The organism is Dokdonia genika (genome assembly GCF_042652845.1).
GTDB lineage: Bacteria > Bacteroidota > Bacteroidia > Flavobacteriales > Flavobacteriaceae > Dokdonia > Dokdonia donghaensis.
Window position 1 is genome coordinate 268,640 of record NZ_JBHSHB010000014.1, and the last position, 14,807, is coordinate 283,446.

General features: G+C 37.4%; 13 protein-coding genes. 6 read left to right on the top strand and 7 right to left on the bottom strand.

The window, feature by feature from the left end:
• Nucleotides 1–17: 17 nt before the first annotated feature.
• On the bottom strand, nucleotides 18–1,490 hold the full coding sequence (locus ACFO5T_RS09595) for a hypothetical protein (RefSeq protein WP_380033912.1): 1,473 nt from the start codon (nucleotides 1,488–1,490) through the stop codon (nucleotides 18–20).
• 153 nt (nucleotides 1,491–1,643) lie between these two features.
• On the opposite strand from ACFO5T_RS09595, the gene yiaA reads away from it, so the two are divergent.
• On the top strand, nucleotides 1,644–2,105 hold the full coding sequence (yiaA, locus tag ACFO5T_RS09600; RefSeq protein ID WP_298353324.1) for an inner membrane protein YiaA: 462 nt from the start codon (nucleotides 1,644–1,646) through the stop codon (nucleotides 2,103–2,105).
• Between the two features lie 73 nt (nucleotides 2,106–2,178).
• On the opposite strand, the gene ACFO5T_RS09605 is transcribed toward yiaA, so the two are convergent.
• Nucleotides 2,179–2,565, bottom strand: coding sequence for a thiol-disulfide oxidoreductase DCC family protein (locus ACFO5T_RS09605; protein WP_380033914.1), 387 nt, complete (start codon nucleotides 2,563–2,565; stop codon nucleotides 2,179–2,181).
• Nucleotides 2,566–2,672: 107 nt separating this feature from the next.
• On the opposite strand from ACFO5T_RS09605, the gene ACFO5T_RS09610 reads away from it, so the two are divergent.
• Both ACFO5T_RS09610 and ACFO5T_RS09615 read left to right on the top strand, forming a co-directional pair.
• Complete coding sequence (locus tag ACFO5T_RS09610) at nucleotides 2,673–3,476, top strand: helix-turn-helix domain-containing protein (RefSeq protein ID WP_380033916.1); 804 nt, start codon at nucleotides 2,673–2,675, stop codon at nucleotides 3,474–3,476.
• 57 nt (nucleotides 3,477–3,533) lie between these two features.
• The gene (locus ACFO5T_RS09615; protein ID WP_380033918.1) at nucleotides 3,534–4,697 is read left to right on the top strand and encodes a serine hydrolase domain-containing protein; all 1,164 of its coding nucleotides are present in this window, start codon (nucleotides 3,534–3,536) and stop codon (nucleotides 4,695–4,697) included.
• A 5-nt stretch (nucleotides 4,698–4,702) separates the two neighbouring features.
• Here the strand turns inward: ACFO5T_RS09615 and ACFO5T_RS09620 are convergent, their stop codons facing one another.
• The 3 genes from ACFO5T_RS09620 to lysS all read right to left on the bottom strand — a co-directional run bounded on the left by ACFO5T_RS09620 (nucleotide 4,703) and on the right by lysS (nucleotide 7,759).
• The gene (locus ACFO5T_RS09620; protein WP_380033920.1) at nucleotides 4,703–5,371 is read right to left on the bottom strand and encodes a transglutaminase domain-containing protein; all 669 of its coding nucleotides are present in this window, start codon (nucleotides 5,369–5,371) and stop codon (nucleotides 4,703–4,705) included.
• A 4-nt stretch (nucleotides 5,372–5,375) separates the two neighbouring features.
• The gene (locus ACFO5T_RS09625) at nucleotides 5,376–5,786 is read right to left on the bottom strand and encodes a carboxypeptidase-like regulatory domain-containing protein (RefSeq protein WP_380033922.1); all 411 of its coding nucleotides are present in this window, start codon (nucleotides 5,784–5,786) and stop codon (nucleotides 5,376–5,378) included.
• A 278-nt stretch (nucleotides 5,787–6,064) separates the two neighbouring features.
• Complete coding sequence (gene lysS, locus ACFO5T_RS09630; RefSeq protein WP_380033924.1) at nucleotides 6,065–7,759, bottom strand: lysine--tRNA ligase; 1,695 nt, start codon at nucleotides 7,757–7,759, stop codon at nucleotides 6,065–6,067.
• A gap of 138 nt (nucleotides 7,760–7,897) precedes the next feature.
• Between lysS and ACFO5T_RS09635 the strand changes: the two genes are divergently transcribed.
• Complete coding sequence (locus ACFO5T_RS09635) at nucleotides 7,898–8,056, top strand: YqaE/Pmp3 family membrane protein (RefSeq protein WP_081965011.1); 159 nt, start codon at nucleotides 7,898–7,900, stop codon at nucleotides 8,054–8,056.
• Between the two features lie 165 nt (nucleotides 8,057–8,221).
• On the top strand, nucleotides 8,222–8,938 hold the full coding sequence (gene lipB, locus ACFO5T_RS09640) for a lipoyl(octanoyl) transferase LipB (RefSeq protein WP_380033927.1): 717 nt from the start codon (nucleotides 8,222–8,224) through the stop codon (nucleotides 8,936–8,938).
• Between the two features lie 35 nt (nucleotides 8,939–8,973).
• Here the strand turns inward: lipB and ACFO5T_RS09645 are convergent, their stop codons facing one another.
• A complete protein-coding gene (locus ACFO5T_RS09645) occupies nucleotides 8,974–11,430 on the bottom strand; it encodes a hypothetical protein (protein WP_380033929.1) in 2,457 nt (818 codons plus the stop codon).
• 94 nt (nucleotides 11,431–11,524) lie between these two features.
• The gene (locus tag ACFO5T_RS09650) at nucleotides 11,525–12,163 is read right to left on the bottom strand and encodes a ribonuclease HII (RefSeq protein WP_375253144.1); all 639 of its coding nucleotides are present in this window, start codon (nucleotides 12,161–12,163) and stop codon (nucleotides 11,525–11,527) included.
• Between the two features lie 67 nt (nucleotides 12,164–12,230).
• Between ACFO5T_RS09650 and ACFO5T_RS09655 the strand changes: the two genes are divergently transcribed.
• Nucleotides 12,231–14,237: a putative porin gene (locus ACFO5T_RS09655; RefSeq protein WP_380033931.1), complete on the top strand. Its 2,007-nt coding sequence runs from the start codon at nucleotides 12,231–12,233 to the stop codon at nucleotides 14,235–14,237.
• Nucleotides 14,238–14,807 lie beyond the last annotated feature (570 nt).

Below are 14,807 nucleotides of genomic sequence, written 5' to 3' on the forward strand. Positions count from 1 at the left end.
CTATCTTGTTAAGAAAATCATAACAAGTGAAGGGTAGTGTTATAAAGTGGTGTATTGTCAAGCTTAGATTTTATCCAGGCAAAAAAGCTCACCATAAAGATGTCTTCTTCTTTGAGGGTGGAGGTGGTAAAGTTATTTTTTACGCTTTCGCGAAAGCGGTCTTCATCTATCACGAGAGGATTGTTATGCATAGCTGTGTAAACTGCAATAAATGAATGTAACCTCGCCTCAGAGCGAATGATAGATTTATGCTTGCGCTTAAAACTTCTCAAAGTAGCGTGCGCCAGGTCTATATACTCTAGTTCATAATAAATAATAAGGGTGAGAAGATCTCTTTTTATTAACCAGTCTTTGCCTAATTGCGTCTTATACCATTGATCTGAGTGTTTTAATTTATTAAGCTGGCCTAAGGCTTCTTTATATAAACCTTGCTGGGTGAGAAAAACAACAAGCGCTAGTCTGGTATCTGGGTGTGATTTTCCTTTAGTATTTTTTATGTATTCTTCTAAAGAGGTGATGGCGGTTGTATAACTGCCACTATAATTCATAACAAAACTGTGTATAAGTAAGTAGCTTTCGCGAAAGCGGGATTCCCATTTTCTTCTATCTGCACCTATTTGCTCGTCCATAAGCTTGAGATATGACTGAGCCTGTGTAAAATCACGCACTCTAAAATGTGCATTTGCCATAAAATAGAGGACCTGTATATGGTAAAAACGATGCTTTGCAGCAACGTGATCCTTCTGCTCTATAAGTTTATAAACCTTTGTTATAAACGGTAATGCCTTGCTAAAGTTATGATCTAGATGTGCTGCTGTATTAATAATCTCAAGGAGTTGGTAGAGGGACTTATAGGTAAGATCTTTTTGTATGTCTATTTTAAAATCTGCTAGAATTTGTTCTATAGTTTCTTGTACTCCTTGTTGTAATAGGGCTGTGTTAAACTGGACGGTTCTCTTAATGTGAGCATATGCCATATTGAGCCTTTCTTGCTGTAAAAAGAGCTTGTGACACTGCTGTGCCGCTGCCACAAGCTCAGGTAGATCTTGCTCAGGGTGAAGGTGGCTGTATTGTATTTGTGTATGATATGCCTCGACTAGTGCTGTGTAGAGGTCTAGTTGTTTTGCTCTTTTAATAGCTTTTTTGAGTAGTTTATGGGCAGGGTCAATCTGGTCTTGCTCATAAAGTATACGTGCTGTAAGTATCCACTTAAAGACGGTCATATCTTCTGAGGTTTCTGTCTCAAAACTGCGTGTAGCAATAAAATCTATGAGTGAGTCTTGCAGTCGCTTTGATAATGCGTGATAGGCATTTCTGTTTGACGAGCCATATAATGTGGTGATGATATCATTTACAGGTACTCCTTTACGCAAGAGCATATAGAGTTCTGTGTTTTTTGTGTCCTTTCTTTTATTTCTGGAGCGTATGTATTGTATAAAAAGATCACTTTCTTCTTTAGAAAAACTAGTAATAATAGAAAATAATGACATTTTATATCGTAAGTTATATGTGTTTGAAAGCTTATTTTAATTGTATAAATGTAATACTAGTATATTGTATATCGTAAGTAATAGTGAAATTATTGATTTTTTGATGTGAGGTTGGGTTGCATCTTTGACCTCGTTAAACAACAACAAAACATTATGGAAAATCAATTTGAAACACCAGTAACTGAGAAGAAAGTAAAAGAAAAACCTTCATTTTCAAATAAGCCTACCGGCGCTTTTATAAGTGCATCGTGGAGTGCCTTATTTGTTGGGATGATATCGTTCTGTGTAGGTTTATGGAACGCAGATATGTATCTCAATGAAAAAGGATATTATTTTACAATTTTACTCTTTGGTCTTTTTGCAGTAGTCTCTGTGCAAAAAAGTGTACGCGATAGACTAGAGGGAGTACCTGTTACAGACATTTATTATGGCATAAGTTGGTTTGTGACCATTATTTCAATCTTATTACTCGTAGTAGGTTTATGGAACGCAGATCTAGAGTTAAGTGAAAAAGGTTTTTACGGGATGTCATTTACGCTAAGTCTCTTTGCTGCTATTGCAGTTCAAAAAAACACGAGAGATGTAAAATTCATAGATAATCAAGAAGATAAGTAACAAAATGCGGTGCTCTAGGGCACCGCATTTTGTTGTTTGATAACCCGATGCTCCCTAGGGAGTGTTGGGTTTATTATTTAAAATTAATAGTACAAGAGGAAGATGTACCAAACCATCGTACCCTATTGCGAGAAGCCGTACGGTATACAAAGTCTCTAAGCATTCTAGGTATAAAAGCGAGTAAGGCGGCAACACGCTGCCACTTTGGTATTTTTGATACAATCTTTAAAAATCCATCAGAGTGTGTGTGCAAAACATTATTATCTATAAGAATTACCGTATCTAGACTATCTGTAGGTCTGTTGTTATCTATCAAAATATGTTGACCTCTGGGAGATTGATAAGCTATAAATTCAAAGAGGTCTTCTGGAGCAAATTTTAATAACCACCCCACAACGCCATTGCAAAGGTTACACTCTCCGTCAAAAATTATAAGGCTCTTAGTAACTGGATTCTTCATAGTAAATCAATTTTGTAATTAACCATTGAGTCGAAAAAAAATAGTGAACTTTTCAAAAACAGTTTTTTAAGAGTAGGTTTCTATTTTTTAATGAGTAGCTTGGTCTTATGATTTTTGAGCCACATATGGCAGAGGTAAAAAAGCACATAGACCATTACTGGATTGTAAAAGATGCTGCGCTCTTGTCTATGGGAAGCCCTACAATGTATGCATACCCTGGCATCACTCCAGATATGATTATTGTGCTAGATGGTCATTACACAATGAGCTATATGGGGAAAACCTATACATCTAATAGAAGTAAGTTGTATAGCTTTATTCATAAGGAAGTGGTTGTAGATCTCTCGCATCTCAAAAGCTGTATCATCATAAAATTTAAAAGCAGGGGACTGTCTTCGCTCAAACCATTTTTAGACCTTAAGACAGAAGCCATTATGAAAGACAGCGTCGCCTTTGCAGATGATGTTTTTGGGATGGATGTCGAGCTACTTAAGATTCATCTACTCACATTATCACCTTCAGAAATTGCAAGCGAATTAGATCAATGGTTTGCAGAGAGGTATAAAAAGGAGCGAGAAGGTTTTGTAGTAGCAATGGCACAAGAAGTGAGTGCTAGTTGTGATATACAAACTATTATTAAGGCTACAAATTACTCCTATTCTACACTAGAGCGTCACTTCAAGAGAGATACAGGTCTCACTCCAAAAAAGTTTCAATCACTCCAGCGATATAAAAAAGCCATACGAGAATTATATGTCACTCGCAATAGCGACTGGCAGCATTATGTAGTAAAGTATGGATATTATGATCAGAGTCATTTTATTAAAGAGATAAAAAGATATACAAATCATACACCGTCACAACTCTTAAAGACACCATCTTTTATAGAAGTAAGACCTAACTACTTTTGACGAAAATTTACAATGACCGCTTTCGCGAAAGCGTAATCTTTGTAAAAAATAACACAAATGAAATATATCCCATACCTAATTGCACTTTGTTTAATAACCCTAAGCTGCAGCAGTACACAAGAGGTAAACTATACTCAAGATACTGATAAGCAGCTGCAATTTTTTCTAGATGACACTTTTACTGATACAAAGCAAGATGTAACCGGTGTCTCATTATCTGTAATTGCCCCTTTTGCCAAAATAGATTTTTCTGGAGCGGCTGGATATGATAGTATAGATAAGGATGCGTTGTTAAAGGCAAATCAGCCTTTTAGAATAGCGAGTGTGACTAAGGTATTTGTAGCTGTGGCTATATTACGTCTATATGAGCAAGGCGAAGTGTTGCTAGAAGATGCTATCTCAAAATATATCTCTCAGGAGCATATCGCATTACTTAAAGAGGGCGGTTATGATCCAGATAAAATAACTATACGCCACTGTCTAGGTCATACAAGTGGTTTATATGATTATGCAGAGGGAGGGCCAGAATATATAGAAGCCGCTTCAAAAACTCCAAACAAAATATGGAGCCGTACAGAGCAAATACAATTTGCAATAGATAATGGGAGTCCTTATGCTGCTCCCGGAGCAGAAAATAATTATAGCGATACAGGTTATATCTTACTTGGCGAAATCATAGAACGCACAACTAAGCTCGATCTTGCGGCTGCACTTAGGTCATTACTTAAGTTTGACGAGCTAGGTATGACGTCTACCTATTTACAAAGTCTAGAAGAACCTACGCAAGAGTTGCCACAAGAAGTGCATCGCTATGTAGGTAGTCTTGATGCTACAAAGTGGCATAACTCTGTAGATTTATATGGAGGTGGTGGTCTGGTTTCTACTACAAGAGATTTAAGTGTATTTCTTCAAGCGGTTTTTAATAATCGTGTTTTTGAAAATAAAAATACCTTAGACACAATGCTATTACTAGATGGCAGGTATAAGGAAGGAAATATCCCTAAGCAACGTCTAGGTTTTGATAGCTATTACAGTAAAAAACTTGACGTAGAGACCTATTTGCATTCTGGTTTTTGGGGGACGCTGTTTATTTATATCCCCACTTATAATGCTAGTATAGCAATAAACAATACACAAGATGGTGATGTAGATGGTGATGTGTTAACAAACGTAATTTATTACCTGCAGTGGCTAGATAAACAGCCTAGTGGTAAAATGTAATATCATTATTGCATTACAAGTAAGTCGTTCCATTGTTCATTAGTAGCGTGATGCTTTTTTAAAAACTCCTCTGGTTCCATTAAAAAGTAGCTAGGGTCAAAGTCGTAAATAAAAAGTTGACTTTTAACATCAGTATAGCCGCTAGACCAGGTGGCATCACATACATACCATTTCCCGTTAAGTTGTATGCTATTCCACGCGTGATTTGCAATAAGTTTCCCATTTGATTTAAAAGTACTTGTAGGGTCATACCCATTTATGACCTCACAAGTGATTCCAGATAATAGGGCAAGCTTTTTAATTAGATAGGCATATCCAGTACACAGGGTTTCCTTATCATTAACTAACGTTGTAAGAACTTCTTGCTTAAACACAGAACGCTTGGCATCTGAGTAACTTTTATCCAGATACATCTTCTTGCTCTTGCGTGTAAGTGCATCATTGCCTTTTATATTATGAGTAACCCAGTAATAAATTGCTCTAAATTTTTCAACATCTGTAGTAAGCGTTGAGGTGAGTTTGTGGCTTAATAGTGGGAGATTATATAATTCTTCACCTTCAAGAAGTGATGCCTTATAATCGGCAGTTGTAAAGTCAATGTGTGCAAAGTCTGAGCGCTGTGCACTTGTCACAGTTGTGAAGATGAAGAATATAAAGAGCGTAAGCTTGTACATATAGTTACATAGATTTAGGTATAGCTTTCTTTTGGGCAGGTGCAGTTCTCAAAGCTCCTACAATAACAATGGCTGTACCTTCTAAAAATGGTTCGATGTAGGTAGTGCCACGTTCAATTTTTACCTCCATATCTTCAAAAGCCATTGAGCTTACGATAAGAACATCATTATCCTTAAGTGGTTGCGGAAAGGTAAAAACGCCATCGTCATCTGCCATAACACCTATGTTTGTTCCTTTGAGAACGATTGCCGCTCCTGGTACAACGCTATTATGCGTTTTTACTACGCCAGATACTGTGCGCTCTACAGCTTGTGCTTGTGCCGTTTGAGATGTAAACACGAAGGCTAGAACCATACAGATAGTCGCAATGGCGCCTGTTACCTTCTTCTTTGTTGTGATGTGTTTTGTTTTCATAATAAATGTGTTTTTGTTTATATCAAAACTATGGGGAGAAACTCTTTCTTAAAATTATAAATGCGCAAATGCCAGTTATATGACTGTAAACTGTCCTTTTCACTTAGGGAAGTATAATGCTGCTAGGTGTAAGTGCGCTTTCGCGAAAGCGTAATAAAGCCCTCATAAACTCATATAATGAAGATGTAGTTATCAATTATAACATTGAGCACATCACTAAAAATAAGAAAACCCCTGCCGATAGACAGAGGTTTTATATAGTAAGAAAGGCGGTTACCTTAGTCTGCGATGGTTACAAATAGACCGTCATCTGTTTTTGAAACTTTTGCGGCGCCCATTTTTGTAAGCCCTTTTATTCCTTTATCCCAAGCCTTGTTACTTAATCCGGCAGCTGTCTTTAAAACACTAAGCTCCTGCGGACTTTCCTTTTTGAGTAATTCATAAATGGCTTTTTCATTTTCATTAAGGTCAAGTGCTTTCTTCTCTGGTTTCATCTGTGGGAAGAAAAGTACTTCTTGTATAGACTGGTTATTTGTTAAGAACATTATTAAACGATCCATCCCTATTCCCATACCAGATGTAGGAGGCATTCCGTACTCTAATGATCTTAAGAAGTCATAATCTATAGAGGCTGTTGCCTCATCATCACCTCTCTTTGCAAGTTCTAGCTGAGCTTCAAAACGCTCTCTTTGATCTATAGGGTCGTTAAGCTCTGAGTATGCATTTGCAATTTCCTTACCACATACCATAAGTTCAAAACGCTCCGTAAGCTCTGGGTTATCGCGGTGCTCTTTACAAAGCGGACTCATTTCTTTAGGGTAATCTGTAATAAAGGTAGGCTGTATATAGTTACCCTCACACTTCTCTCCAAAAATCTCATCTATGAGTTTTCCTTTACCCATTGTATCATCTACCTCGATACCCATACCCTCTGCAGCGGCGCGTATCTCATCTTCGGTCTTACCGTTAATGTCAAAACCTGTGAAGTGCTTGATACTATCTGCCATAGTAACGCGGGCATATGGAGCTTTAAAGTCTACCTTGTGCTCTCCAAAGGTAGCCTCTGTTGTACCATTTACTGCAATGGCACAAGTCTCTAGTAATTGCTCACAGAAGTCCATCATCCAGTTGTAATCCTTATAGGCTACATAAATTTCCATTGCGGTAAATTCTGGATTGTGCGTACGGTCCATTCCTTCATTTCTGAAGTTTTTTGAGAACTCATATACTCCTTCAAAACCACCTACAATAAGTCGTTTTAAGTATAACTCATTTGCAATACGCATATATAATGGCATATCTAGTGAGTTATGGTGTGTTATAAATGGTCTTGCAGCTGCACCACCTGCGATAGGTTGTAATACTGGTGTCTCAACCTCAAAGTATCCTGCGTCGTTAAAGAAATTACGCATTGCGTTAAAGAGCTTTGTACGTTTTACAAAAACCTCTTTTACGTGCGGGTTTACAGTAAGGTCTACATATCGCTGTCTGTAACGCATCTCTGGATCTGTAAATGCATCGTGCACTTTACCTTCATCATCTGTGCGTGGTTGTGGTAATGGCTTGAGTGCTTTACTTAATAGAGTAAAGTCTTTTACAAGCACAGTGATCTCTCCTACCTTAGTGGTAAACATCTCACCTTCTATACCTATAAAGTCTCCTATGTCAAGAAGCTTTTTATAAACCTCGTTATACTTAGATTTATCTTCTCCTGTACAGATTTCATCACGGTTAAAGTATACTTGTATGCGACCTTCACCATCTTGTATTTCGGCAAAAGAGGCATTTCCTTGTATACGTCTTGACATTAGCCTTCCAGCCATTACTACTTTTTCACCTTCTGTGTAGTCATTTTTCGCTTTCGCGGAAGCGTGAGTCACGTGGTATTGTGCTGCGGGATAGGGGTTGATTCCTATTTCGCGCAAGCGAGATAATTTCTGGCGGCGTACTTGTTCTTGTTCTGACAGTTGCATACGGTAATTTTTAAGCTTGCAAAGATAGTCATAGCAGGGTCAGAAATGAAATGCTTGTAACAATTCTAATAATATGTAGACATATTAAGTACATCAATCAAGCGTTACCTTTGTGGTAACCTATCAAAATCAATTTATATGAGTATCTGGCGTGTCTTACTAGCCATCTTTTTTCCGCCCCTTTCTGTTATAGGTAAAGGGTGTGGGTCTGTATTAATAGTTTTCTTACTTTGGCTCTGTGGCTGGGTGCCTGGCGTGATTGCAGCACTCGTTATTTTAAACAATCCCAAAAATTAAAGAGAGGTCGATATAGTAGCATTATTTTGCTAGGTGTTGATGATCTTTTGAAAGAACAAAAGTGATTGCTTTATGTTGGGGCTACAGTGTCTTTAACGATATTTTATAACCTCTTACCATCTGGTAGGAGGTTTTTTAATGTGAAGTAATTCTTACCTTTGCGGCGTGAATAAAAATATCATTTTTCAGGATTTAGGACATCGCGATTACAAAGAAACTTGGGACTATCAAGATGAGCTTTTTAAGAAAACTGTTGCAATGAAAATTGCAAACAGAAGAGAAGATGCAGGATTAGTAACTCATAACCATTTTCTTTTTGTAGAGCATCCACACGTTTTTACGTTAGGTAAGAGTGGTGATATGTCTAACCTGCTTGTGAGTGAAAAAGAGCTAGCCGAAAAAAATGCTACATTCTATAAAATAAATAGAGGTGGTGATATTACTTACCACGGGCCGGGTCAGATAGTGGGATACCCTATATTAGATCTTGATAACTTCTTTAGAGATATACATAAATATTTGCGCTTACTTGAAGAGATGGTTATTCTCACTCTAGCCGAATACGGACTCAAAGCCGAGCGTTCTCCAGGGGAGACGGGAGTTTGGTTTGACGTAGGGACGCCATTTGCCAGAAAGATATGTGCTATGGGTGTGAGAGCGAGCCGCTGGGTTACTATGCACGGCTTTGCACTTAATGTAAATGCAGATCTAGGCTATTTTGATCTTATGATACCTTGCGGTATAAAAGATAAGGCCGTTACCTCACTTAATGTAGAGCTAGGTAAAGCTACAGTAGATCAAGAGGAGGTGAAGGCTAAGCTTAAAAAACATTTTACAGCCCTTTTTAAAGCGGAGTTTATTACTCCGGAAGTTGCAGAGTAATTTCCACATCTCTCAATTACTTAAAATCTATTTTACTAGTTTATTTTATAAATAAGGATAGACTTGTCACCACCCTGTGTGACAAAACCTAGTGACTTGTTTTTTTCTAGTAAACCTACAGAGGCTTTTGATGTGCCGTAAATAGGGAAGTTAGGAAGTAGATTTCCTTTGCTGTCATATAGATACACCTCACTAGATTCTGTATTAGTAAGTGTGATGTATTGCTTTTTTGCAGCTTCAAAAACTTGTGGAGCACTATAAGAACCATAAGCTATTTCTTTTTTCTTACCGTTTATTAATAGTAGATTCTCTCGCTGTCCTACCGCAAGAGACTTGCCTAGCGCTATGCGTGAGTCTGAGTCAAAATCTGAGATGGTCTGTACGATTTCTCCCTTTGTAGTGACTCTTACCTTCTCTCCGTTTACAGTATATGTTTCAAACGTATTTCTGTTTCTATAAACTGGCACATCACCAAAGTTTATTTTTTTCTTCACCTCTATACGAGAAGTACCAGTACGACTCAAGATGTTGAGTTTTCCATTGTTTTCGGCAATTACGATATAATCCTTATTTGCAATACGTATGTGTGCTGGCGGAAATATAACTGTACTCGTAGCTTCTTTAAAGGTAAATCCAGAAACAGGGCTTGCCTTTTTATCATACATAAGTGCCTTTTCACCCTGCACAATAACAAAACGATAGTTGCTATTGTTATCATAGTCAAATATCGCAAGTGGTTGCGTGATCGTATCTTTAAAAGACAGTGGGTATGGCCCCACATCATTACCATTACGGTCTAGAATATAGAACGACTTCTCTGTGGTAAAGGCTAGCTGTAATCTCCCGTTACGATAGATATCTATCTGCTGCATATCGCCCAGTATTTGACCATCCAGATCCTTTTGCCATAACACCTTGCCAGCATTACTTATAAGGTATAAGGTATTATTTATGTCTTGCACAACAATATCTTGTCCATCTGTACGATGATTTTTTACCAGCTGTGGAGACATTGTAATAGGTGCACTGAGCTTCACATTTGCAATTTGTGCAATGCTAGCATCTGTAGTGTTGTCTTCATTTTTAAGTATTGTCGTGTTGAGCAGTAGGTAATCTTTCTCTTGCACGAGTTGTAGAGCGGCATAGTGATAGCCTTCTAGCGTAGTTTCTTTTAGGTTTTTCTGTCCCTGTTGTGATACAAGTTGCTGGTAGTTTTTGCTATCAAGATTTGTGATGTGCAAGTAACTTGATGCACGACTCAATGCGTTTTTTGTAGGAGCAAATGCCGCACTGGTAGCTAATATTGCTTGGTTTTGATAATTTGCAATAACAGTTTCTAGTGCTTCTTGATTTTCGGCAAAGAGATAAAAGTCATCTATTGTGGCATACATCTTTGGAGAAGAGAGGTTGAGTAGAGGTGAGTACGCTTTCGCGAAAGCGGAAGCATTCCCAACTTCATATATCTTAACTTTTCTAAAGGTCGCAAGTTCTGACCCGCTTGCAAGCACATTATCTGTAACACTCACATCTGCCGAAACACCTACAATCACCGAACTCTTTGCAAGATGAATAACACCTATCTCTGTAAAACTAGCAAAGAGGTCTTCTTGCGGGATATTATATTGAGCAAGGTCTACCTTGAGCAAGTCTGCTTTATTAGATTTAAGTTGTTCCCAGCTGTCATAGCTTATAGCTTCTACAGCTACGGCAGCGGTGGGAGTAATGCTAGTGATTCTGTTTACCACAGGGTTTGTGTTCTTGAGTAGGGAGAGACGCAAGTTTGTAGAGTCTTGTACGAGTACCACGCCATTGAGACGTACATCATTTTGGTCAAGGTCAATATCTGCCGTGGCCCAAGTAAAGGAGTCTTTAAGCGCATTTACGCCAGCTGCAGGAAAGAGTGTTTTGTATAAATCTCCTCCTTCAGATCCTTTTATAAAAATAGAAGCAGTCGCACTGTTACTAGAAGAATTATAGGCACGGTCAAACAAAGGGTCTGTGTACGTTTCTCTATTTTTCTCTCTTAGCACATTCTCAAGTAAAATTTTTGAGGTGCTTGCTATAAAAACATCGTTATATATAAGGTAATGAGCATTTGCTCCTAGTGACTTAATTTTTTTGTCATTGAGTGAGGCTTCTCTTATAAGTGTTGAGTCATTTTTAAAAAGGCCTAGGTGGTTTTTTGTAATAATGCTCAAATCGTAGGCTTTGCGACCTAGCTTAGTATAGCAAAACAGTGTCTCTCCATCTGGTTGTACAGCTGCAAATGCGGCTTGGTTATCTACTAGTGTTTTGTATAGACTAGTGGTGCCCAGCTCTTGTATGAAATCATTATTGACTAGCGCACTTTTAAAATCTTTAAGATCTGTAGTTTTTACAACAACAGATGCCTTGCGAGGAATGTATTTTGTGAGTGAAGACGAGTTCTTTGTTGAGGTTGTGCAGCTAGCTAGCAATACAACTACGGCAGAGAGGTATAATAGAATTTTCATAAATAGTAAAGACTGGTTGTTCAAAAATACAGTCTTGTGTGAGACCTACGGCCTTTGTGGTCATAATATTATTGACCACCTTTTCAACAGTATATTACTTATGGTCTTTAAAAGTAAAGTCTAGCGAGTATTGTTCGGGTAATAGTTTAAAGCTTTTGCGGTGGTATTTTGTAATACCATAGGTGCGTATCGCTTCTCGATGTTCTTTTGTAGGATACCCTTTGTTTTTTTTCCAGTTATACATAGGGTACTCTTCGTGTATGCGGTCCATAAATAGGTCACGCTCTGTTTTGGCAATGATAGATGCCGCGGCTATGGGGAGGTATTTTCCATCACCTTTAATAACAGTTGTGTGCTCTAGGCCAGTAAATGGTTTAAAGCGATTACCGTCTACAAGTATGTGTTGCGGTTTTTTTTGCTTTCGCGAAAGCGTACCTATCATACCCTCAATACTACGATGCATAGCAGTGATAGAGGCGTTAAGGATGTTAATGTCGTCTATTTCCTCCATCATCACGTGAGAAAAAGAGTAGGCAATTGCTTGTTGCTCTATAATAGGTTTGAGTAAATCACGTTTCTTCTCTGTGAGTTGTTTTGAATCTGTAAGAATCTCGTTTATAAAACTATCGGGCAGCATCACAGCAGCTGCCGTAACGGGTCCTGCAAGACAGCCACGACCAGCCTCGTCTGTGCCACATTCTATAAGATGAGTATGATATTTAAGTTTAAGCATATATTGAACGGGTCAAAATACTAGAATCGGTGCAAATAATGTAATTTTGACACATCAAATTGTTTATATGAATAAGATTTTTGGGTTTATTTTTTGTCTAGTGCAAGTAGCAGTCTTTGGGCAAACATCACCTATACAGCAAACGCCTACATTGCAACGAAGTGAAGGTCTTGGTGATAATAACGACCCGCTTAATGCTAGAGATGCAAAATCTACAAATATTAAAGAGTTTGAAAGACCTCCTGTAGAGGATTATAAGATTATCTCTGTAAAAAGAGATACCTTATATGTAGATACTACTCTTACTATAGAAAAGGATTATAAATTTAATTACCTGCGTAAAGACCGCTATGGTTTATTGCCGTTTGCAAACACCGGGCAAACTAACAATACACTCATACATCATTTTGATAACAGGCGCACCACGCCTGGCTATATTGCAAATGCTAGACACTTTGCTTATCAAGAGGTAGAAGATATAAAGTATCACTACCTACCTACACCGCTCACAGAGTTGTTTTATAAGAGCGCCTTTGAGCAAGGACAACAACTAGATGCTTTCTTTACCCTTAATATACACCCTAGACTTAATATGTCTATAGCTTATAAAGGAGTGCGTAGCTTAGGTAAATATCAAAATGCATTAACCAGTTCGGGTAATTTTAGATTTGCGGGTAGCTATAACACAAAAAATAAGCGATACTACATAAAGGCACACTGGGTTGCTCAAGATTTAAGTAATCAAGAAAACGGAGGATTAACCACTTTAGGTATAGAGCAGTTTAATAGTGGTGACGAAGATTTTGATGATAGATCAAGATTGCCAGTAAACTTTGAAGATGCCGAAAATATACTAGATGGTACAAGAGTGTATGTAAACCATCACTATAATATTATTCAAAAACAAGATAGCCTTAAAGATTATAGTTTGAGAGTAGGTCACATTTTTAATAGCGAGAACAAATTTTATAGATATAGCCAAGATGCAGCAAATGATCTTTTTGGAGAAGCATTTAGACAAACCGACTTTTCTGATAGAACAGATCACGAAGAAACCTATAACGAACTTAACGTTGTTTATGAAGATAAAAAACTAGGGCAGCTCAAGTTTCAAGCAAATGCTACGTATTTTAACTATGGCTATGATGCAGTACTTATACAAGGTATAGATCAAGATGGTGATGGTATAGACGAGCAAACGGTAAGAGTACCTAATAGAATACAAACTACCACAATTGCAGTAGGAGGAGGGTATAAAAATAAAATAGGTGGTTTTGATATACTGGGAGATGCTCAAGTAAATGTCTCAGGAGATTTTGATGGATACAATATATATGGAGAAGCTGGATATGCTATAGATAAAGACAAGCGCTTTTCGGCAAGTATATTGAGCAATGCAAGACCGGCAGGATTTAACCATCTACTTTTTCAAAGCAACTATATAAACTATAACTGGTCTAATCAAGAAGCTTATGCAACTGTAAAGACTAATACACTCACGGCTCAGTTAGATTCAAAAAAGTGGGTAAACCTCAAAGCCTCTGCCGCTACTATAAAAGACTATGCATATTTTGCATTAGATCCTGTAGACTCACTTGTAAACTCTTTTCAAACCAGTGAGTCCATAAATCATCTTCAGGTCACAGCCAGTAAAAATATCAAGTATAAGAAGTTTAATCTAGATCTCACTGCCACATATCAAAACGTGAGTGGGGCAGAGGGAGTGCTTAATGTTCCAGATTTCGTAGGTAGAGGAAGCTTATATTTTACAGACCGTTTGTTTAAAAAAGCACTTTTTTTACAAACAGGGTTTACTGCAAACTACTTTACAAAGTATAATCTCAATGCATATGACCCCATACTCGCAGAATTTTATGTGCAAAACTCTCAAGAGTTTGGAAACTTCCCCCTGCTAGACTTCTTTATTAATATGAAAGTTCGCCAGACCAGAATCTTTCTCAAGGCCGAACACTTTAATAGTAGCTTTACAGGTAACGACTTTTATAGCGCACCAGGGTATCCATATAGAGACTTTAATATACGTTTTGGTATCGTTTGGAACTTCTTTCTTTAAATAATTACGCTTTCGCGAAAGCTTAAGTAGATCCACAAAAAGCTCTACAATAAGACACCTTTACTATTTGTAGGAAGAAAACAGTCTTTGTCGTCTATTTACGGGTATCTTTTTTAGCAGTAAGTGAGTGATAAAAATGCTTCAATAAATAAATAATAAAGCTAGACTAAACAAGGTCAAAGGATTAGATTTTTATTTGAATTAAATATCAAAAAATACTTGTCAGACTTGAACTTCTGTGTATCTTTGCCACCCGTTTGACTGCAAGCGGTAGTTCTTATAAATGTTTGTTTAATTGGCTTTAAAATTTATTTCAAATTATTTTCAAAAGATAGTTTGTAAAGTCAAAAAAGGTTGTAGTTTTGCAGCCGCTAACAAATAGGGGTTTATTTGTAAGAGTTGTTCTTAGAATTGTTGTTTTTATTGCTTCAGAAAAAAATAATTTTTTTTCAAAATAAAGTTGTCAGTATTAAAAACAGTTGTATATTTGCACCCGCTTAGAGAAACAGTAACACATCTAGCGAAGTTCAGGTAATTTTTTTGAATGTTTTGGAAGGCTAAAAAGGGGTT